We start from the raw sequence: 19,786 nt of genomic DNA, 5'->3' as shown, positions 1-19,786 counted from the left end.
TCTAAAAAGTCTTATGATTACACGTAAAAGATACAAAAAAAGGAGCAGAAAACTTTTAGCTTCTACTCCTTTTAATTAATAATTATTCTTGAAAAAGAATTTTGAAAAGACTTTTTCAGTGCCCTCTTTTAAAATTCAGGCTTTTTATGTTTTATAGCGTAACGCTAATCTGAGATTTTACTCGTGATCGTATATCGCTGAGAGATTCATTAACCAGAAGTTTTCCGTCTCTAAAAACTTCCTTCAATTCTCCTAGTTTTTCTTCTTCCCAAGTCACATTATCTTTTAATTGATAAATGCCATCAACTAGATTGATCTGCATAAGGCCTTTTGCAGATTTTTTTGTACCATCGTCTGTAATGGGATCTTTAAAAATAGCCCTTCCTTCACCATCTACTTCACCGTAAGTTGCTTTCATGGCAAAACCAAAGGTATCTCGAGTATTGTACTGATAGGTAAACGAACCAATTCCTAAAACCACATTCGTAGAAGCAAAACCTTTTGCTTTTAGACGCTCACAAATTTGAGTGGCACGTGCGACCGTAATACTATCGCCGTAAATGGCTCCAATTTGAGGCACAAGCTCTTTATATCCCTTTGCATTAATTTCACCTCCAAAAACATTCCAAAGCAGCTCTATAACGCCTTGTTTTTCTTCTTCCGTCTTTCCGTTTGGATTTCCACAAATAATATCCACAGGATCGCCACTGTCGGGTCTGATGACAACTTTTCCTTCTCTGGCAACGATAGCCTCTTTTAAACGCGGCAGATAATCTGTTAACACTTTCCATAAATCCCAGGTGTCTGAAACTATAGATACAATTCCTTTTGGATATACTTCGGTGATTAATCTCTTGAAAGTTTCATATTCTCCTTCGGTAGTACCCATGCACATTACAGAATGTTCTGTTGCGGCTACTGAACCTGCGATTAATTCGGTATCAGAGTTTGCGTTGTAATATTCTTCAAAAAAATCAATTGCCGGAATCGTATCCGATCCTGTAAAACTAAGTAAATGTCCCGCCGCAGAAGTTACTGCCGCTTCGATTCCGCCCATTCCTCTCATCGAGAAATCATGTCCTTGCCAATTGACAAAATCAGGTACCGATGACGTTTCAGCAGCATATTTGTCTAATACTTTTCTATATTCTCTAGCAATTGTAGCCGAATTACAAGGCAGCCAAATTACCGCAGAAAGTAAGGTTTCGAAATAATTCGTCAACCAGAAAAACTCCGGAATCGTATTGTACATCGTAAACATAGGTACTCTAAGCGGAACGCTTGCGCCTTCTGGCAACGCTTTAAACACCATCGGAATGTATCCTAAATCGTGTAAATCTTCGATATGTTGGGTGCCAACCTGATTTTCACCCAAATAATTATTAATTCTTCGTGCGTATTTTTTAACCACTTCTTCTTTTGGCTGCTTGAAGAAATGAGTATCAAAATCATGAATGATATATTTTTTAATGAAATATTGCAATCCAAAAAACACCACCTCATCAAGACCTTCTATTCTTGATTTTCTAGGTGTCCAGTTAGAATATACTAAAGTCGTTTGGTTCGGGTATTGTCTTCTGTGGTCAACTTTGTAACCGTCTGTTAATAGTAGTGGGTTCATGTATTTAATTTATATTTTTTTAATTATTTATTTCTTCCTTTTTCACTTGGATAAAATGTCTGTACAACATCGCTTTGCCAAAATGCTTTTGTTTCAATATCAAGACAAGTTAATTTTCCGTAAAAACCTGCTCCGGTATCAATATTCCAAACATTACAGCCTTGCATTGGAATCTCAATATTATAATGAAGTGTTGGCGTGTGACCGATGTAAATTTCATTATAAAGCAACAATCTTTTAGGATAAGAAAGTGAATCTTTTTGGATTCTCCTATCCATCGTCAAAGCCATTTCCCAAAGCGTTCTGTCCCACGAAAAATTGCTTGCATAATGTTCTTTTTCTGGACCATGCATAGATGAAAAACCAGCGTGAATAAACAAATTATTATGTTCATCTACAAAATAATCTTTCATATTTTCAAAAAAATCAAAATGCCTCTCTTTAACTACCGAATTAATGTTCTGATAACTTTCTATGGTAGATTTTCCTCCATGTAAGAACCAGATGTCATTTACAACGCCGTTCTTTAGCCATTCGTGACACCAAACGTCATGATTTCCTCTTATAAAAATGCATTCTTGCTTTTGAGCCAAATGAATGAGAAAATCAATTACTTGCGCTGACTCACTCCAGCCATCAACATAATCTCCAAGAAAAATAAGTCTATCGTTTTCTTTAACCTCTACTTTTTCAAGTAATTGAATTAAAGCTTTTAAACCGCCGTGAATATCGCCAAAGACTAATGTTCGTTTCATGATATCGCCAATTATTTAAACTTATTCAATAACGCCAAATCCAATTTAATCAAAAAGTCTTTCCCGAATGTATCATTTTCTAATTCTTCATACAAAAACGAAGGCAGCACTTTATCACAATTTTCTTTATGACTTAAAATCGCCATACATAAAGCTGCCACAGTATCTGTATCACCACCATAACCGATACTTGTTTTCAGGCAATCGTTCATAGAAGTAGCTTCTGAAACAATTTTTATAACAGCTTGAGTTGTGGGATATCCATGCATGTCAATTGGCGAAGTGATTCTATACGTTTCATTTTCTTTTAAAGTTTCATTCAAAAAAGCAATCAAATTAGATCCATCACCTAAATTATATTTAAAATAATGAACAGCCAAAGCGATACGTTTCGCACAACTAATTCCTTCTGTTGTATGATGAGAGGTTTTTGCCTGAATTTCACAAAACTCCAGTAGTTGATCTATGTTTTTTAAATAACCAATACCATATGCGCGCATTGCAGAACCATTTCCGTTACTGCCATTATCTATTATTTTGATAAAATCAGATCCATTTTTACTCGCATCCAAAGCATTGTAAACTCTGTCTGAATACCCTCGTCTTTTGTCTCTGTGAAATACTTCGACAAACTTATCTGAAACTTTAATTTCGTTCCAATTTTCCTCTTCTAATAACAATTCTGTAATAGCTATTGCCATTTGGGTATCATCTGTATATCGTTTATAGATTTCAGTATAAAGACCGTGCTTATGATATTGTGTCAAATTGTTGTTTTGAGAAATAAAATCTAAATCTCGAAATTCAAAACCTGCACCATATGCATCGCCTATTGCTGCTTCTAGTATCATAATTATCGTTTTTGATTATTAATAATTTAATTTTGTCTTTTACCTCAATTCATCCCTAACTTCCATCAAAGCAAAACCCAAAAGATTAAGACCTTTCCATTTTTTGGGATTCAAAACATCTTTATGATCGCTCGCCATTCCGATTCCCCAAATTGGGTCAACGGGGCTTGCCTCTACTAAAACTCTATCTTTTGTATTGATTAAAAATGCTTTTAAAGCCTCATGCTGACTGAACTTATGATAATTTCCTTGTTTTACAATTTCAAATCTATTTTCTAACCAAAGTTTATCATCGTAATGTTTAACTTCTCGACCTAACTTTTTCGCCTCGGCGGGAGAATTAGCTTTAATGATTTTTTCTAAAACTTCATTGTCTTTAAACAACTCGGCTTTTTTGGCCATCATCCAATGTTCTGCTGTTTTGTAAATTATTTTATCAACTTCAAAAGAGCTCAACCACCATTGGCTAAAACAAGTTTTGGTTATGGTTCCGTCTTTGCTAGGCTGATGTCCCCAGAAAAATAAAAATTTACTTTCTGATACTATATTTTGGATCGTGTATTTCATACCAACTCATTCAATGCTATTTGAAGTACTTTTTCATCCTCAAAATCTTTAACAGAATTGGTGGTGAAGATTTTATCGAAACAATTGAGAACTTCAAAACCTTTATTGAAAATTCCGTGGCTTACGGCCAAATATAATTTACCCGCATTTTTCTTTTTTAATTCTTCGGCTAAGCCAACAAAAGTTCCACCACCATCACAAATATCATCAACAATCAAACAATCCATTCCGTTTAGATCGTCTTCATAAACCTTGAAACCAGACAATCTACCCGTTTTTACATCACGGCTTTTACTGCATTCTACGACCTCAACTCCGCCCAAAAACTCAGAAACTTTATATATTTTTTTGAGAGCACCGCCGTCAGGAGAAATCAATTTTACGTTTTCGCCAATTACTTTTAAAACTTCTTTTATGAAAGTATGATTCGGAATCACTTCGCAATTGTTGACCAAAGCTGGAGTAACTTCAGAGTGTGCATCAAAAACAAAAACTTTATTAAGTTGTAAAGCATTGATAATATCTGCATACACTTTTACAGACAACGATTCTCCTTTTATCATCACACGATCCTGTCTTGCAGCTGGAAAATAAGGAATAAACAAGTCAATTACTTGAACATCCATTCTGCGTAAGGCATCAACAGTAATACACAACAAACCCAAATCGTTGAATGAATTTAATCGGTGCGTGATGGTTACTTTTTGACTAACATCAAAATTAGGATCGATTTTAATGTGTGGTTCTCCCCCAGAAAAGGTAAAACTTTGAAATTTGATTTCTTCTTGATTAAGAAATGGAGTGAATTTTGGGTCTAAATTAAGTATCATAGTTTTTTAGTTTGCGTTAATATTACGCAAATATAGATTAATATTTTTGTTCTACAATTTATTTTGTGTAAAAATTACGCAAACTTTATTTCAAAGTGAAAACCTTTATCTAATAAAACGTTGTATTTCAATTTATTAAATCGAAATAATTTAGCGGGCCTACCACTTTTTACTGGCGAAAAATGATCTGTTTGTTCTAAAAAACCGTAACTAAGTATTTTTTTTCTAAAATTTCTGCGGTCAATTTCTTTTTCTAAAATCGTACAATATAAATTTTCAAGATCTGAAAACAAAAATTCCTGCGGAAGCAAATCAAAACCAATCGGCTCATAAGTCAGTTTTGCTTTTAATCTTTCGATGCCTTTTTCAATAATTAAATTATGATCAAATGCTAAAGTTGGAATCTCGTTTATTTTGCACCATTGCACCTTGTCGGCATCTGTATCTGCTTTTATCTCCAAATTTGAAGCATCAACTAAAGCAAAATAAGCTACTGAAATAACCCTATTTCTGGAATCTCTGTAAATATCATCGCCAAAAGTATAAAGCTGTTCCATAAAAGTTAGATGTACGTTTGTTTCTTCATGCAACTCGCGAATTACAGCCTCTTTTAATGATTCATCCTGTCGCACCAAACCACCAGGCAACGCCCAATATTTATCGGCAGATCCAAATTTTTGTTCTATTAAAAGCACGTACAAACTGTTGTTTTTATACCCAAAAACAATAGCATCTACGGCAACTCTTATATTTTGAAAATTTTCCATACTATCCTACTCATTAAAAAATTTGCCTCGAGTTACATTCTATTACCTAAAAACAATTTTAATTCTTTTCCAATACTCTCATAAAATGAGTTCAGATTATTGTTTTTAGCGGTTAATAAATAAACAAACTCCTCAGGAACGTGAAAACTATTCCAGACCAATTGCAATTTATTTTCCTTGATATATTTCCTTGCATTGCAGTTCCATGTTACTGCAATCCCTGTATTTTTAGAAAGCATTTCGAGCATTTCAGATTCAAACGGAATAATATAATTGGGCACCATTGATGGCCTTTTTTTATTAAAAGCATGCAACCAAAATAATTTTACGTACGGAATTCTCGCGTCGTGGCTGTACCATTTTTGTTCATTCAGCCATTGTTCTGTCTCAGATAAATTATCTGATTTTAGTTTCTGACGAAAATCTGTTATGTCTAAACTTGTTGGCGCTACCATTACCAATTTAATTTTTCCGACAATTTCATACATTGTATCAAACGTATCAAATCTTTTGGTTACGATGGCAAAATCGAGTTTTTTAGCATCAACGAGCGCAAAAAGAGCATCATCTTCTGCAAAGGTAAAATCGATAAAATCGAATTTAGAAATTAAGATACTTCCACAACTATTGAATAAATCCTTGGAGATGCCGACCGAAATCAATCGAACAGAATCCTCTGCTTTTGCCCTAAACCCACTTTCAACGTTTTCTAATCGATCAAGTGCGTCAATGATCAAATTATTGAGTAACTTAGCGTATTCCGTGGGTTCGACACCTTTCGATTTTCGGTTAAACAATTTATAACCAACATGCGCTTCTAACATCGCAATTTGCTGGCTAACAGCAGGCTGACTCATAAACAATTCTTTAGAAGCCACCGAAAAATTTCCATTTTTGTAGACAGACTTAAAAGTTCTGTACCATTCCAGATTTACCATGATATAGATATATTTATAACAAACATAGTTTATTTTATTTTTACTAATATCACTTTAGTCGTAAATTTGTAAAAAATTATTCACTAATGAAGAAAATAGGCTTAATCGCAATTATGACATTGATAGCTGGAAACGTTTCAGTTATGGCTCAAAAATTAAATAAAAAAGAGATGAAAAAAGTATTATTTGTTGTTACTAGTAATGATAAACTAGGCAACACGGGAGAAAAAACAGGATTTTGGTCAGAAGAATTTGCTGCACCTTATTATGAACTATTAGATAAAGGAGTCGAAATAACTATTGCATCGCCACTTGGAGGCCAGCCACCAATCGACCCTAAAAGTGCCGATCCGGCATCTGCAACCGAAGACACAAAACGTTTTGATGCCGATACAACATTACAGGAAAAATTAAAAAACACGCACAAACTTTCTACAATTGACCAAAAAGATTATGATGCTGTTTTTTATCCAGGTGGTCACGGTCCGTTATGGGACTTAGTAGAAGATAAAAATTCTATCGCTTTGATTGAAGCTTTTTACAATCATAAAAAACCTGTTGCTTTTGTATGTCATGCGCCAGCAGTTTTAAAAAATGTAAAAGTAAACGGAGAGTTTTTAGTAAAAAACAAAAAAGTTACGGGCTTTACAAATGAAGAAGAGGAAGCAGTTGGATTAACAAAAGTGGTTCCGTTTTTATTAGAAGATGCGTTGACTCAAAACGGAGCAAAATTCTCAAAAGTGGGTAATTGGCAACCTTATGCTGTTGAGGACGGATTGCTAATTACAGGACAAAATCCAGCTTCGTCTAAATTGGTAGCTGGTAAATTATTAGAACAATTAAAATAAATAAAAAGGTTCTAAGTTGCCTAGTCGCTAAGTTGCTAAGATTTGAATATCTTAAAAAAACTTAGCGACTTAGTATCAAATAAAATATTAATAAAAAAGATATCGAGTTGCCAGGATTAAAACTTAGAACCTTAGCAACTTAGTATCTCAGAAACTTAAAAAAAAATGCTAAACTTTGAATTATACAATCCGACGAATTTAATCTTCGGAAAGGGACAAATAGAAAAGCTATCTACTTTAGTGCCAAAAGATACCAAAATATTATTGGCGTATGGCGGTGGAAGTATTTTTAAAAACGGAATTCACGAGCAAGTCATCCAAAATCTAAAAGGTTTTGACATTGTAGAATTTGGCGGAATAGAGCCGAACCCACATTTTGAAACTTTAATGAAAGCTGTTGAAATTATCAGAGTCGAAAAAATCGATTTTATTCTGGCTGTAGGCGGTGGCTCTGTTATTGATGGAGTGAAATTTATTTCGGCTGCCGTTAATTTTGATGGCAATCCGATTGATATTTTGCAAAAACGCATTCTCATTAAAGAAAATGCAGTGCCTTTCGGAACCGTCTTGACTTTGCCAGCAACAGGGAGCGAGATGAATTCCGGAGCAGTCGTAACCATTCAGGCAACACAAGAAAAATTGGCTTTTGGCGGCAGCGCAATGTTTCCTAAATTCTCTATTTGCGACCCAACTGTTATTGCTTCTTTACCAAAAAGACAATTGCAAAATGGTGTTGTAGATGCTTACACGCATGTAATGGAGCAATATTTAACGTATCCGCACGAAGGTTATTTACAAGACCGCATTGCCGAAGGTATTTTGCAAACCCTAATAGAAGTAGGCCCAAAAGTGGTAGAAAACCCAACGGATTATGCGTTGGCTTCTAATTTTATGTGGAGTTGTACAATGGCACTAAACGGCTTGATTCAGAAAGGAGTTCCTTCAGACTGGGCGACACACATGATTGGTCATGAATTAACGGCTTTATACGGCATCGATCACGCCAGAACTTTGGCTATTATTGGTCCAAATTTATACCGTGTGATGTTTGAAACCAAAAAGGAAAAACTGGCACAATACGGAAGAAGAATTTTTAATCTTACAGGTTCTGATGACCAAGTGGCTCAGGAAGCTATTAACAAAACGGTTGCTTTTTTCCACACGATGGGAATGGACACCAAACTTTCTCAATACACCAACGAATACGAGAAAACAGCCGACTTTATTGTCAATCGTTTTAACGAAAGAGACTGGAAAGGTTTGGGCGAAAAACAATTGATTACTTTAGAAAAAGTAAAATCGATCGTAGAGATGAGTTATTAGAAACTTCATTTAATTATAATAAAAAAGGCGTTCTTAAAACATTTAGGAACGCCTTTTTTTTGAACACAACAAATACTCAGTAGTTGTTAAAACAATTAAAACATTAATTTACAAATACTTAAACTACAACAATTGTCTTTTTATTAAATTATTTCTTAGTCTTCAAACCACATTTACAATCTGTTTTATTTTGACTTTTTTTTTGAAATTTCGCACATTACATTTTGTATTATTACTACATTATTAAGTACTTTTGTTTTAAATTATTAAAATAATGAGCCAAAATTTAAAATTTGCAGTAATCGGAGGAGGTAGTTGGGCGACGGCAATTGTAAAAATGCTTTGTGTGAATCTGCCCGAAATTTCGTGGTATATGCGCAACGATGCTGCTATAGAGCACATTCAGAAATACAAACACAACCCAAATTATTTAAGTTCGGTAGAATTTGACACCAACAAACTTAAACTCACCAACAATATAAACGAAGCCGTAGCGTACGCAGATTATATTATTTTTGCGATTCCGTCTGCTTTTTTAAATGGCGAACTCGAGAAACTAACAGTTTCTTTGGCTGATAAAATTATTTTTTCGGCTATAAAAGGAATTGTTCCTGAAACGAGTTTAATCGTTGGCGAACATTTTCATATACAATACGACATTCCGTATTACAATATTGGGGTTATTACGGGTCCTTGTCACGCCGAAGAAGTTGCTTTAGAAAGACTGTCTTACCTGACTATTGCGTGCGGTGATCCTGATAAAGCAAAAAATGTTGCTAAATATTTGTCCGGAAACTATATCAAAGCCAAAATTTCTGATGATATTATCGGAACAGAATATGCAGCGATGCTTAAAAACATTTATGCTATTGCGGCCGGAATTGCACATGGATTGGGTTATGGCGATAATTTTCAATCGGTAATGATGAGTAATGGTATTCGCGAGATGAAGAAATTCATCAGAAAAGTACATAAAATGAAACGTAACATCAATGATTCGGCTTATTTAGGCGATTTATTGGTTACAGGTTATTCTGTGTTTTCAAGAAACAGGATGTTCGGAAACATGATTGGTAAAGGCTATACTGTAAAAAGTGCCATGATGGAGATGAGCATGGTTGCTGAAGGCTATTACGCCACTAAAAGCGCTTATAAACTCAATCAGGGCTATGGCGCCAAAACTCCGATAATCGATGCCGTATATGCCATTTTGTATGAAGGAAAAGATGCTAAATCCGTTTTTAAGAAACTAACCGAATCGTTGGATTAAGTTTTAGAAAACAGAATATAGAGTAAAGAATATAGAAAAAAGACTTTGTGTCTAAAACATAAAAAAAGGGTCAAGACAATAAAAACTGTCCTTGACTCTTTTTCTTTACTCTATATTCTTTACTCAAAAAACCTACTTCACCATCACACCTTCAACAAAGAGAATCGGTACTTCTTCTGTATTGGTTTCGTTGATTAAGTTAGACTTAAAAATAAATTTCTTATCGTACAAAGTGTTTCCGATGAAGAAAGTCACCATAAATTCGTTGTTTAAAACCAAAAGGCTTTTTTCTATCATTTCGATTTTTACTACCGAAACCGCTGGAACCTCAACAAAAGCATGACGTAATACTGATGTTTTCTTCATTTCGCCATCGATAGTTCCAAATGCTTTTGAAACCACCATGACGCTCTCCAGATTAAAATCGCTATCGTTTACGAGGTAAGCAAACCATACTTTCTCCATAAAATCATCGCTCCATTCCTGCACTGCGGCTAGAAATACGTTTTCTACTTCTGGGATTGTTATATCTTTTTTCATTTGATTTTTGATTGTCGAATAACGATTTTTGATTTCAGATTTTAAGCTGCAACTAAAACGTCATTAAGTTATTTAAAATATCATTTGTAACGGAGAGCCATAGCCCAGATGGAAGGGAAAATCCTTTTTTGGGCTATTTTTCTTAGCCAAAAAAAGATTGGAATGACAGCTGGAAATAGCTCCTTAAAACTTAAAATAGTATAATTTGATTTTTGATTTCAGAAAAATAGCTCTGAAATTAAAAGTCGAAAGTCTACTAGTTGAGACTTTCGACTTTTGACTTTCGACTTAAATTATATATTGGCTTTGAATTGCTCTAAGAAACGAACGTCGTTCTCGTAAAACATACGAATATCACCAATTTGATACAGCAACATCGCGATTCGCTCTACTCCCATTCCGAAAGCAAAACCATTGAATTCATCGGGATTGATGTCGCAATTTTTAAGTACGTTAGGATCAACCATTCCGCAACCTCCAATTTCCAACCAGCCCGTTCCTTTGGTAATACGGTAATCGGTTTCGGTTTTTAGGCCCCAATAAATATCAATTTCGGCACTTGGTTCTGTAAACGGAAAGTAAGACGGGCGCAAACGAATCTTTGATTTCCCGAACATTTCTTTGGTAAAATAAAGCAGGGTTTGTTTTAAATCGGCAAAAGACACGTCTTTGTCAATATACAATCCTTCCACTTGATGGAAAATACAATGCGAACGTGAAGAAATCGCTTCGTTACGGAACACACGGCCCGGAGAAATGGTACGGATAGGCGGTTTATTGTTCTCCATGTAACGCACCTGAACAGATGATGTATGCGTACGCAACAACACGTCTGGATTGGTTTGTATAAAAAACGTATCCTGCATATCACGCGCCGGATGGTATTCTGGCAAGTTTAAAGCGGTGAAATTATGCCAGTCGTCCTCGATTTCCGGACCTTCGGAAACATTAAAACCAATATTGGCAAAAATATCAATAATTTGATTTTTAACTATCGAAATCGGGTGACGAGAACCAATAATTACGGGTTCTGGCGCACGACTCAAATCGCCAAAAACGCCTTTTACTTCTTCTTTGCTTTCCAGTTCTTCCTGAATTACCCTTACTTTTTCTTCGGCAACAGCCTTTAAAGTATTGATCACTTGCCCGAAGTCTTTTTTCTGGTCGTTAGGAATATTTTTGAACTCAGTAAAAAGCTCTTTCAACAAACCTTTACTTCCTAAATATTTGATGCGGAACTGCTCTAAAGATTCTTTGTTTTTATCATTAAATGCTTTAGCTTCCTCTATATGTTGTTTGATCTTCTCTATCATCGGTCTTTCTTTGAAGGTGCAAATTTAGCGAAAAAAGTGAAACGTTAGAGGTGAGATGTAAGAACTATTTTTACAATCTCCTAAAAATTTCTATCTAAAATCTAAAATCTGCCTTCTGCCATTTAATCTATTAGTTGTCTTTCTAAAAAATAATTAACGATGGCTTCTTTCATCAGGACAGTTTGTTCGCCTGCTTTTAGTGGTGGCAATTCTTCTTTTGCTTTATAATGCGGCCATCCTTCTTCGTCAAAAAACTCAAATTCGTAATAACCGTAAGGTTCTAATAAACGGCAAATTGCAATGTGCATGAGGTTTAATTTTTCGTCTTTTTTAAATTCGCGATGCACTTTTCCGAGTTCCTGCACTCCGATAAGGTAAATAATAGCATCCAGATCTAAATCTTCTCCTTGCGAGAATTGATTAGACAGTATGGTAACGAGGCTTTCCCAGCGCTCTTTGAGTTGTATATCTCTAGACATGATTTTAATTTATAATGTAAGAGTTTAGATTTTAGATTGTCGCTTTGAGATGCTTCATAAGCAGAAATCTTCATTCTGAACTCTAAAATAAGATTTGCAAAGATACGGAGTTCAAATCCAAACATCTTAAAAAATTAAACACATAGAAAAAACAATTAAATTTATCTAAAAAGTTTTCAAACCTCTGAACCTTTGCTTCTCTGAATCTCTGTGCCTTAACATAATTCTTTTATATTTGCATCCTGATTAAACCAACACCGTCTATGAGTTTTTTGGATATCTTTTTGGGAGCACTTTTGGCTTTTAGTTTGTACAAAGGCATTAAAAATGGTCTTTTTATAGAAATTGCTTCTTTTGTTTCTTTGTTATTAGGAATTTATTTGGCGATAAAGTTTTCATCGTTTATGAAAGACTTCCTCATCAAACATGTTTCCTGGAATCCCGGCACCATTCAGGTCGTGGCGTTCTTTTTGGTTTTTATACTCGTTGTAGTTGCGGTTTATTTATTGGCCAAATTCTTAACCGGAATTGCCGATTTTGCTCAGCTTGGGTGGCTCAACAATCTGGGTGGTGGCTTTTTTAGAGTTTTAAAAACCATCTTGATTTTAAGTATTATTATTGCTTTATTCGAAAAAGTAAATTTCAATAACACTTTTGCCAAAAAAGAAACGCTGGATCGCTCTATTTTTTACAATCCGATCAAAAAAGTCGCGGCATTTGTGTATCCATCCATAGAAAAATGGTACGAAACATTGAAGAAAAAGCACGAAGAAAAGCCTGTTGAAGATTCAAAAAAAGCCTAATTTTTAGAATTTACAATCGTCCCAATCAACTATAATTCATCTTCATTCCAGAATCCAAAACTTTGCGCTATCTTTGCTCCTTAATAACACGCTCTAAAGCAATTGCTCTAGCGCAGGTTCATACCCAAAAATTACTAAAACTCGTTTAGAGAATTGATATATTAAAATGAAGAAGATACGTAACTTTTGCATTATTGCACACATTGACCACGGTAAAAGTACACTTGCAGACCGATTACTTGGGGCCACACAAACCGTTACCGCTCGTGAAGAGAAAGCGCAATTGCTGGACAACATGGATCTGGAGCGTGAGCGTGGAATTACCATAAAAAGTCACGCTATACAAATGGAATATACTTATAAAGGAGAAGAATATATTCTGAATTTAATTGACACTCCCGGTCACGTTGACTTTTCATACGAAGTTTCTCGTTCGATTGCCGCTTGCGAAGGCGCACTTTTGATCGTAGATGCAGCACAAAGCATTCAGGCACAAACGATTTCAAATTTATATTTGGCTTTAGAAAATGATCTGGAAATTATTCCGGTTTTGAATAAAGTAGATTTACCAAGTGCCAATCCGGAAGAAGTGAGCGACGATATTATCGATTTGCTCGGATGTAAATTAGAAGACATCATTCATGCTTCGGGAAAAACAGGTTTTGGTGTAGAAAATATTCTGGCTGCCATTATCGAAAAAATCCCACCTCCGTCAGGAAATGTTGATGAGCCATTACAAGCTTTGATTTTCGACTCGCATTACAATCCGTTTCGTGGTATTGAAGTTATCTTCCGTGTCAAAAACGGACAGATCAAAAAAGGTCAAAAAATTAAATTCATGGCCACTGGCAATGAATATTTTGCTGACGAAATCGGAACACTAAAACTAAATCAGGTTCCTAAAAATGTAATTTCTGCAGGCGATGTTGGGTATTTGATTTCCGGAATTAAAGAAGCCAAAGAGGTTAAAGTGGGCGATACGCTAACCGATGCCAAAACACCAACCACCAATATGATTACGGGTTTTGAGGATGTAAAACCAATGGTTTTTGCCGGAATTTACCCTGTTGACACCGAAGATTACGAAGATTTGCGTTCTTCTATGGAAAAACTGCAACTAAATGATGCTTCGTTGGTTTTTACTCCAGAAAGTTCTGCCGCTTTAGGATTTGGTTTCCGTTGCGGATTCTTAGGAATGCTCCACATGGAAATCATCCAGGAACGTTTAGAGCGCGAATTCGACATGACGGTAATCACCACCGTACCCAACGTTTCGTATTTGGCATACACCAAAAAAGATCCCGAAACCCCTTTTGTAGTCAACAACCCTTCAGACTTGCCTGAACCTTCGCGTTTAGACCGAGTCGAAGAGCCTTATATCAAAGCAACTATCATTACAAAAGCCGATTTCGTAGGAAACGTAATGAGTTTGTGTATCGAAAAACGTGGGTTAATCACCAATCAGACGTATTTGACAACAGAGCGTGTCGAATTGAATTTTGATATGCCTTTGGCCGAAATTGTATTCGATTTTTACGATCGTTTGAAAACAGTTTCTAAAGGGTATGCTTCTTTTGATTATTCTCCTATCGGAATGCGAACTTCAAAATTAGTAAAACTAGATGTCTTACTGAATGCACAAACCGTAGATGCGCTTTCTGCTTTGATACACGAAGACAATGCGTATAATATCGGTAAAAAAATGACCGAGAAATTACGCGAATTGATTCCGAGACAACAATTTGATATTCCGATTCAAGCTGCAATTGGAGCCAAAATTATCGCTCGCGAAACCATCAAAGCACTTCGTAAAGACGTTACCGCAAAATGTTACGGAGGAGATATTTCGCGTAAGCGTAAATTGCTTGAAAAACAGAAAAAAGGTAAAAAACGTATGAGACAGGTAGGAAACGTTGAGATTCCGCAAGAAGCTTTTATGGCTGTTTTGAAACTTAACGACTAGATTTGTTTTAGAAAATAGAATAAAGAACAAAGAATATAGATTTAACCCGATAACGAAAGTTGTTGGGTTTTTTGTTTAAGTTTAAAAAGAAAATGTTTTTAAGCACAATAACAGCAGTAAATTTTACAACAGAGCAACAAAAATTCTTTTTAGTAACAGATTATTCCAATCCTTTAGAAAATTTAAAGCGTAAATCATTTTTTCATTAACTTTGTTATTATGGAAACTATAAAATTAAATATAAATCTCAGTGTAAACCAATTGGTTGAAGCGGTTAAACAATTGTCTCCTAAAGACCGGTTGAAAATCAATGATGCGATCTGGAATGATAACATTGAAATTCCGATTGAGCACCAGGAAATAGTTTTAGAAAGAAAGGCAAAAGCCAAAACCAATCCTGAAAGGCTTTTAGACTGGGATGAAGTTTCTAAAAAGCTGTAATTTTTGAATTACTCTATAAAAATAGACATTGATGCTTTCAATGACATTCAAAATACTTCTGAATGGTACGAAATGCAATCGAAAGGTTTGGGGTTGCGTTATAAAAATCAAACCAAAAAACAGATTAATTCTTTAAAGAAAAATCCATATTTGTTCTCAATAAAATATGATGAAATAAGATGCCGAAAGATTGAAAAATTTCCGTTTCTAATTCATTACACAATTGATGACGAACTTAAAGTAGTAAACGTTTTTGCTATCTTCCATACTTCAAGAAGTCCTGAAATCTGGAAGAATCGAAATAAATAATAAGAACCCAATGACGAAAGTTGTTGGGTTTTTTGTTTGCTAGAAACTATAGCTCATTTGTAAGGAAAAATAAATATATTTGAGAAACAAATGCTCGAGAAAGACTTTGTGTTTAAACCTGATTATGGTATAGATAAGCGAAAGTTTTTTCAGGAATTAAGAAGTGTCAGACAGTTTACGGGAACACTTAAAAAGAAACTATGAAAAAATTTATACTATATTTAATATTGATTGCTGCATTTTCTTGTCAAGGAAAAAAAGATGTTGTTGACAATGGCGAGGATTTGGATGACACATTTATACAAGAAATTGGAAAAAATATATTATCCTGAAAAAATAGATACAAGACCTAAGAAAGTTGGACATCGTAATGAAAAAAAAGATTACATAATTGACATTACTAATTGTGATTCTTTAAAAGAAAACTCAACAAATCTAACATTCAACTCTAAAAATATTGCTTATTTATATAAAAAACATTTAATAAATAATCACAGAATTCCTAACAACATAATTGTAAATATCAAAAGAACAGATGGGAATAACCAAAGTTTTGAATTCGACGAAAAAGAATTAATGAAATTGGAAATTACAAAAGAGAAATCTGAATAACCGCCGATCTGCCAACAGATGCTACAACGGATTTTGGCATTTGGCTTGATGGGAAGTTGATTTTGTATTTGCGATGATTTGGCAAATTCGAGAATATGGCTTAATCTAGTCCCAAACCCGCTATAATACCAGAACGTAATACCTTATTATAAACAAAATCGCATAAAAAAAATGAAAATCACCCTATATATCATATTCGTCTTTTTATTCGCTTCATGTTCGCAAAAGATAGAAAATGAAAAAAAAGACACGTTTTCACTTAATGATGTCAATATAGCGATGATTTATAATGAAAAAATAAATGATATACCTTGTTCACTATTTAATGTCACTGACTCAATAAAAAAAAATAGAAAAATTGGAATAATATTTAAACTTGACGTAATTTATGACAATCCTCGGAAAGGAAGTAATTGTTGTGCTTTTGAGCCAGGTGTAGATGGAACTAAAGAAAGAATCAAGAAAATAAAAATAATTTTTAAAAACATTAAAAAACAAATAGACGTTACAGACAAACTATTTAACATTGAAGAATCTCAAATGCTCAACGGTTTTGAAAAATACATTCAAGGACGATTTAATGTAAATGATTTTAGTTGTGAATGTTACCAACCTAAAAATGGTAAATTAATTGAAAACCTAAAAAGAAAACATCTCGGAGGAAACCTTACTAAAAGTGATATAACAAAGAATAGAAATCATATCATAAAAAATATAGACGATTTTATCAAGTTGTATAATTCAATAGCTGGGGATGCATACAAAGGAAAATATGACAATAGAGGTTTAGATTCGGGTTGGAGTATTTCTAATAAATATTATTCTTTTTGGTTACCCGAAAATTTCAATGCCTCATTAGAAAAATTTAATAAATTAGAGCTAGAAATAGAATTATTCAATGGCAGGAAATTGAAACATATACGAATTCTTAAATAACAAGACACAAGAGCTAACATAAACAAAAAAAGATGGTGTATAAGTATCTGACATTTAGCATTTCAATAGCCATTATCTCTTGGATAGTAGGCATGACAATCAATGCCATTTTGAGAAAGACTGCTTTTTACGAAAAAAAACTATCAAATCTAAATTTTATTAAAAGCGAAAAACACAACAAAATTATCGGAATCGGACTTTTTAAATGGATTGTAACAAACACGTTTTTTAAATTCTTCAATCAAAAACTTAAACTTAAAAAGAAAATCGAAAAAACCGACCTCTACAAACTACGGAACGAAATGACCATCTCAGAAATCGACCATTTAATCGGGTTTCTTTTTGTAACTATTTTTGCATTGGTAAAACTTTTCAATTCCCAATTCTTATTTGGTTGGACAATTATGTTGGTAAATATTGCTATGAATTTATATCCATCATTATTGCAACAAGAGAACAAAAGACGGATAGACCAATTACTAAAAAGATTGAGCTAACAGCAATATGGCAGCTAAAATGCTTTTATGAAACATTTATAATTTAAATTCAGAAAATATTCGAAGAGCTAAAAACACAAATCAAAAACTAAAACATAGAAATAATGATAAAATTTGCTTACACCATACTTTATGTACAAGACGTTGAGAAAACAATTTCCTTTTACGAAAAAGCTTTCGGCTTTGCAAAGAAATTCATCACTCCAGACAACAGTTATGGCGAACTTTTAGTGGGTGAAACAACACTTTCGTTTGCTTCGGTAACGTTGGCAAGTTCAAATTTAAAAGACGGTTTTACCCAAAGCAGTTTGGCAAACAAACCATTCGGAATCGAAATTGGTTTTACAACAGACAATGTCGAAGCAACTGTAGAATTGGCAGTAAAAGCAGGCGCAACAATTCTAGAAGACCCAAAAACAAAACCTTGGGGACAAGTAGTGGCTTACATAAGAGACCTTGATGGTTTTTTGATCGAAATATGCACGCCTATGGGCTAAGAATATTAAAGACGTAAAAGCAAAAACCTTTGTATCTTTGAACCTTTGCACCTTAGAAAAAATCTTCAAAAGAAAAAAATGGACGAAACCCCAAAACGATTTGACCGAATTGTCGCCATCCTGATTCAATTACAATCCAAAAAAATTGTAAAAGCACAGGAATTGGCCGATCGTTTTGAAGTAAGTTTAAGAACCATCTACCGCGACATCCGAACTCTTGAAGCCTCAGGTGTCCCGATTTATAGCGAAGCCGGAGTGGGTTATGCCTTGATGGAAGGCTACAGATTACCACCCGTCATGTTTACCCGAGAAGAAGTAAGCAGTTTTATTGCTGCCGAAAAACTCATGCAAAAATTTACAGACACCGCCTTGGGCAATCATCACGTCTCGGCGATGTACAAACTAAAATCGGTTTTGCGCAGCACCGACAAAGATTGGCTGACCAACATCGAGTCTAAAATTGTCATGCAAGCCTCAGAACCCATGTTCAATGATCGTTCTCCCAATACATTGGCCGTTTTGTTCGAAAGCATTGCCGAAAAAAAGCAAATCCTCCTTTCGTACAAAACCCTCGAATCCGAAACTGCTACCAACAGAAACATAGAACCCGTTGGTGTTTTTCACGATCACAACAATTGGTACTTTTTTGGCTTTTGCCATTTGCGTAAAGAATATAGACAGTTTCGCACAGACCGCATTCAGGGCATTCAGAAAACAGAACATGACTTTACTCTAGAACACGACTCGCTCGAGACCTACCTCAACAAAGACCAAACCCTTCCCACCATAAAAGTTCGGATTTTAGTCTCAAAAAAAATTATCAATTACCTGCGTTACGAGCAAAAATACCACGGTTATGTTTCAGAAAAAGAAGTAGGCGAAGAGATCGAAATGACTTTTATGTCAAGCAGCATAGAAGAAGGCTTTCCTCGCTGGATCCTCATGTTTGGCGATTATGCTACCATCGTAGAACCCGAAAGTTTAAAAGAAAAAGTATTGGAATTATTGGAGAAAATTAAAAATAAATTACAATAAAAAACACCTAAAGAAAAAGCTATCTCTTTAGGTGTTTTTTTAGAATGCAAAACGGCAACAATTTATCTCTCCCAGAAAAAAGGAGGTTCAATACCTAAAGCTCTCAGGTACACATAAGCTTGCCCACGATGATGCACTTCATTATCAATAAAGTAAAGAATGTTCTGGATAACCGGAAATTCATACTGCCCAAAAAGATTAAACGTTTCATTAAAATCTTCGATGCTCAATTTTTCCCACAACTCATTGATTTGAGCTGTTGCTTCGTCCCATTTTTGAAGATATTGCGCTTTAAAAATTAATTTTTCAGGACTTTCCGTATACGGTTGCACTTCACGGCTTACAATTGCTTTTAGACCCGGACCGGCAATTGCCAGAAGTTCATCAACCAACTGAGAGAAAGGTCTCATACCTCCTATCGAAAATTCAAAAAAATCTTTCTCAGGAAACAATTCAATTAAACGACGGGTAAGGTTGCGATGACCTTGCCAATGTTTCAACAAATCTTCTGAAGTAATTACTTGCGCTGCTAATGTTTTCATGATTTTAAAGTTTTATATTTTAATACTCCAAAATTATTGAGGGTTGGTG

At 34.6% G+C, this 19,786-nt stretch carries 23 protein-coding genes; 12 read left to right on the top strand and 11 right to left on the bottom strand.

Annotated elements, in window-relative coordinates; genetic code table 11:
* Positions 1-151 precede the first annotated feature (151 nt).
* The 7 genes from J3495_RS08260 to J3495_RS08230 all read right to left on the bottom strand — a co-directional run bounded on the left by J3495_RS08260 (position 152) and on the right by J3495_RS08230 (position 6,329).
* A complete protein-coding gene (locus J3495_RS08260; RefSeq protein WP_210666085.1) occupies positions 152-1,621 on the bottom strand; it encodes a nicotinate phosphoribosyltransferase in 1,470 nt (489 codons plus the stop codon).
* 23 nt (positions 1,622-1,644) lie between these two features.
* A complete protein-coding gene (locus J3495_RS08255; protein ID WP_210666084.1) occupies positions 1,645-2,376 on the bottom strand; it encodes a metallophosphoesterase family protein in 732 nt (243 codons plus the stop codon).
* An 11-nt stretch (positions 2,377-2,387) separates the two neighbouring features.
* Entirely contained in the window at positions 2,388-3,227 is an 840-nt protein-coding gene (locus tag J3495_RS08250; protein ID WP_210666083.1) for an ADP-ribosylglycohydrolase family protein, read from the bottom strand.
* A 39-nt stretch (positions 3,228-3,266) separates the two neighbouring features.
* A complete protein-coding gene (locus J3495_RS08245; protein WP_210666082.1) occupies positions 3,267-3,794 on the bottom strand; it encodes an NADAR family protein in 528 nt (175 codons plus the stop codon).
* Complete coding sequence (gene prs, locus J3495_RS08240) at positions 3,791-4,624, bottom strand: ribose-phosphate diphosphokinase (protein ID WP_210666081.1); 834 nt, start codon at positions 4,622-4,624, stop codon at positions 3,791-3,793. Before prs ends, J3495_RS08245 begins: the two co-directional genes overlap by 4 nt.
* A 74-nt stretch (positions 4,625-4,698) precedes the next feature.
* The gene (locus J3495_RS08235; protein ID WP_210666080.1) at positions 4,699-5,391 is read right to left on the bottom strand and encodes an NUDIX hydrolase; all 693 of its coding nucleotides are present in this window, start codon (positions 5,389-5,391) and stop codon (positions 4,699-4,701) included.
* Positions 5,392-5,423: 32 nt separating this feature from the next.
* Positions 5,424-6,329, bottom strand: coding sequence for a LysR family transcriptional regulator (locus J3495_RS08230; RefSeq protein ID WP_210666079.1), 906 nt, complete (start codon positions 6,327-6,329; stop codon positions 5,424-5,426).
* A gap of 86 nt (positions 6,330-6,415) precedes the next feature.
* Between J3495_RS08230 and J3495_RS08225 the strand changes: the two genes are divergently transcribed.
* From J3495_RS08225 to J3495_RS08215, 3 genes are all read left to right on the top strand, one after another.
* Positions 6,416-7,177 carry a type 1 glutamine amidotransferase domain-containing protein gene (locus J3495_RS08225; protein WP_210666078.1) on the top strand — a complete coding sequence of 254 codons (762 nt, stop codon included), beginning with the start codon at positions 6,416-6,418 and terminating at the stop codon, positions 7,175-7,177.
* Between the two features lie 165 nt (positions 7,178-7,342).
* Positions 7,343-8,500 (top strand): iron-containing alcohol dehydrogenase, encoded by a 1,158-nt coding sequence (locus J3495_RS08220; protein ID WP_210666077.1) that lies wholly within the window; start codon positions 7,343-7,345, stop codon positions 8,498-8,500.
* 274 nt (positions 8,501-8,774) lie between these two features.
* A complete protein-coding gene (locus J3495_RS08215; protein WP_210666076.1) occupies positions 8,775-9,770 on the top strand; it encodes an NAD(P)H-dependent glycerol-3-phosphate dehydrogenase in 996 nt (331 codons plus the stop codon).
* Between the two features lie 132 nt (positions 9,771-9,902).
* Here the strand turns inward: J3495_RS08215 and J3495_RS08210 are convergent, their stop codons facing one another.
* From J3495_RS08210 to J3495_RS08200, 3 genes are all read right to left on the bottom strand, one after another.
* Positions 9,903-10,310, bottom strand: a complete 408-nt coding sequence (locus J3495_RS08210) for a hypothetical protein (protein ID WP_210666075.1) — start codon at positions 10,308-10,310, stop codon at positions 9,903-9,905.
* A gap of 293 nt (positions 10,311-10,603) precedes the next feature.
* Positions 10,604-11,623 (bottom strand): phenylalanine--tRNA ligase subunit alpha, encoded by a 1,020-nt coding sequence (gene pheS, locus J3495_RS08205; protein ID WP_210666074.1) that lies wholly within the window; start codon positions 11,621-11,623, stop codon positions 10,604-10,606.
* A gap of 122 nt (positions 11,624-11,745) precedes the next feature.
* Entirely contained in the window at positions 11,746-12,102 is a 357-nt protein-coding gene (locus tag J3495_RS08200; protein WP_210666073.1) for a hypothetical protein, read from the bottom strand.
* Positions 12,103-12,365: 263 nt separating this feature from the next.
* On the opposite strand from J3495_RS08200, the gene J3495_RS08195 reads away from it, so the two are divergent.
* The 9 genes from J3495_RS08195 (at position 12,366) to J3495_RS08155 (ending at position 19,195) form a co-directional block, all read left to right on the top strand.
* On the top strand, positions 12,366-12,905 hold the full coding sequence (locus J3495_RS08195; RefSeq protein WP_210666072.1) for a CvpA family protein: 540 nt from the start codon (positions 12,366-12,368) through the stop codon (positions 12,903-12,905).
* Between the two features lie 166 nt (positions 12,906-13,071).
* The gene (lepA, locus tag J3495_RS08190) at positions 13,072-14,868 is read left to right on the top strand and encodes a translation elongation factor 4 (protein WP_210666071.1); all 1,797 of its coding nucleotides are present in this window, start codon (positions 13,072-13,074) and stop codon (positions 14,866-14,868) included.
* A gap of 219 nt (positions 14,869-15,087) precedes the next feature.
* Entirely contained in the window at positions 15,088-15,309 is a 222-nt protein-coding gene (locus tag J3495_RS08185; protein WP_210666070.1) for an addiction module protein, read from the top strand.
* A gap of 3 nt (positions 15,310-15,312) precedes the next feature.
* Positions 15,313-15,618: a type II toxin-antitoxin system RelE/ParE family toxin gene (locus J3495_RS08180; RefSeq protein ID WP_210666069.1), complete on the top strand. Its 306-nt coding sequence runs from the start codon at positions 15,313-15,315 to the stop codon at positions 15,616-15,618.
* 273 nt (positions 15,619-15,891) lie between these two features.
* The gene (locus tag J3495_RS08175; RefSeq protein ID WP_210666068.1) at positions 15,892-16,230 is read left to right on the top strand and encodes a hypothetical protein; all 339 of its coding nucleotides are present in this window, start codon (positions 15,892-15,894) and stop codon (positions 16,228-16,230) included.
* Positions 16,231-16,401: 171 nt separating this feature from the next.
* The gene (locus tag J3495_RS08170) at positions 16,402-17,166 is read left to right on the top strand and encodes a hypothetical protein (protein WP_210666067.1); all 765 of its coding nucleotides are present in this window, start codon (positions 16,402-16,404) and stop codon (positions 17,164-17,166) included.
* Between the two features lie 32 nt (positions 17,167-17,198).
* On the top strand, positions 17,199-17,663 hold the full coding sequence (locus J3495_RS08165; RefSeq protein ID WP_210666066.1) for a glycosyl-4,4'-diaponeurosporenoate acyltransferase CrtO family protein: 465 nt from the start codon (positions 17,199-17,201) through the stop codon (positions 17,661-17,663).
* Between the two features lie 104 nt (positions 17,664-17,767).
* Entirely contained in the window at positions 17,768-18,160 is a 393-nt protein-coding gene (locus J3495_RS08160) for a VOC family protein (protein WP_210666065.1), read from the top strand.
* Positions 18,161-18,238: 78 nt separating this feature from the next.
* The gene (locus J3495_RS08155) at positions 18,239-19,195 is read left to right on the top strand and encodes a helix-turn-helix transcriptional regulator (protein ID WP_210666064.1); all 957 of its coding nucleotides are present in this window, start codon (positions 18,239-18,241) and stop codon (positions 19,193-19,195) included.
* A gap of 62 nt (positions 19,196-19,257) precedes the next feature.
* Here the strand turns inward: J3495_RS08155 and J3495_RS08150 are convergent, their stop codons facing one another.
* Positions 19,258-19,737 carry a DinB family protein gene (locus J3495_RS08150; RefSeq protein WP_210666063.1) on the bottom strand — a complete coding sequence of 160 codons (480 nt, stop codon included), beginning with the start codon at positions 19,735-19,737 and terminating at the stop codon, positions 19,258-19,260.
* Between the last annotated feature and the right edge of the window lie 49 nt (positions 19,738-19,786).

The organism is Flavobacterium geliluteum, from assembly GCF_017948595.1.
Classification (GTDB): domain Bacteria; phylum Bacteroidota; class Bacteroidia; order Flavobacteriales; family Flavobacteriaceae; genus Flavobacterium; species Flavobacterium flavipigmentatum.
Note: the sequence above shows the minus strand (reverse complement) of the source record. Positions and strands in the feature narration are given on the sequence as shown.

Bases quoted from the DNA above. Each gene is read 5' to 3' on its own strand.
- J3495_RS08260 (WP_210666085.1), bottom strand. From the start codon at position 1,621: ATGAACCCACTACTATTAACAGACGGTTACAAAGTTGACCACAGAAGA.
- J3495_RS08255 (WP_210666084.1), bottom strand. From the start codon at position 2,376: ATGAAACGAACATTAGTCTTTGGCGATATTCACGGCGGTTTAAAAGCT.
- J3495_RS08250 (WP_210666083.1), bottom strand. From the start codon at position 3,227: ATGATACTAGAAGCAGCAATAGGCGATGCATATGGTGCAGGTTTTGAA.
- J3495_RS08245 (WP_210666082.1), bottom strand. From the start codon at position 3,794: ATGAAATACACGATCCAAAATATAGTATCAGAAAGTAAATTTTTATTT.
- prs (WP_210666081.1), bottom strand. From the start codon at position 4,624: ATGATACTTAATTTAGACCCAAAATTCACTCCATTTCTTAATCAAGAA.
- J3495_RS08235 (WP_210666080.1), bottom strand. From the start codon at position 5,391: ATGGAAAATTTTCAAAATATAAGAGTTGCCGTAGATGCTATTGTTTTT.
- J3495_RS08230 (WP_210666079.1), bottom strand. From the start codon at position 6,329: ATGGTAAATCTGGAATGGTACAGAACTTTTAAGTCTGTCTACAAAAAT.
- J3495_RS08225 (WP_210666078.1), top strand. From the start codon at position 6,416: ATGAAGAAAATAGGCTTAATCGCAATTATGACATTGATAGCTGGAAAC.
- J3495_RS08220 (WP_210666077.1), top strand. From the start codon at position 7,343: ATGCTAAACTTTGAATTATACAATCCGACGAATTTAATCTTCGGAAAG.
- J3495_RS08215 (WP_210666076.1), top strand. From the start codon at position 8,775: ATGAGCCAAAATTTAAAATTTGCAGTAATCGGAGGAGGTAGTTGGGCG.
- J3495_RS08210 (WP_210666075.1), bottom strand. From the start codon at position 10,310: ATGAAAAAAGATATAACAATCCCAGAAGTAGAAAACGTATTTCTAGCC.
- pheS (WP_210666074.1), bottom strand. From the start codon at position 11,623: ATGATAGAGAAGATCAAACAACATATAGAGGAAGCTAAAGCATTTAAT.
- J3495_RS08200 (WP_210666073.1), bottom strand. From the start codon at position 12,102: ATGTCTAGAGATATACAACTCAAAGAGCGCTGGGAAAGCCTCGTTACC.
- J3495_RS08195 (WP_210666072.1), top strand. From the start codon at position 12,366: ATGAGTTTTTTGGATATCTTTTTGGGAGCACTTTTGGCTTTTAGTTTG.
- lepA (WP_210666071.1), top strand. From the start codon at position 13,072: ATGAAGAAGATACGTAACTTTTGCATTATTGCACACATTGACCACGGT.
- J3495_RS08185 (WP_210666070.1), top strand. From the start codon at position 15,088: ATGGAAACTATAAAATTAAATATAAATCTCAGTGTAAACCAATTGGTT.
- J3495_RS08175 (WP_210666068.1), top strand. From the start codon at position 15,892: ATGGCGAGGATTTGGATGACACATTTATACAAGAAATTGGAAAAAATA.
- J3495_RS08170 (WP_210666067.1), top strand. From the start codon at position 16,402: ATGAAAATCACCCTATATATCATATTCGTCTTTTTATTCGCTTCATGT.
- J3495_RS08165 (WP_210666066.1), top strand. From the start codon at position 17,199: ATGGTGTATAAGTATCTGACATTTAGCATTTCAATAGCCATTATCTCT.
- J3495_RS08160 (WP_210666065.1), top strand. From the start codon at position 17,768: ATGATAAAATTTGCTTACACCATACTTTATGTACAAGACGTTGAGAAA.
- J3495_RS08155 (WP_210666064.1), top strand. From the start codon at position 18,239: ATGGACGAAACCCCAAAACGATTTGACCGAATTGTCGCCATCCTGATT.
- J3495_RS08150 (WP_210666063.1), bottom strand. From the start codon at position 19,737: ATGAAAACATTAGCAGCGCAAGTAATTACTTCAGAAGATTTGTTGAAA.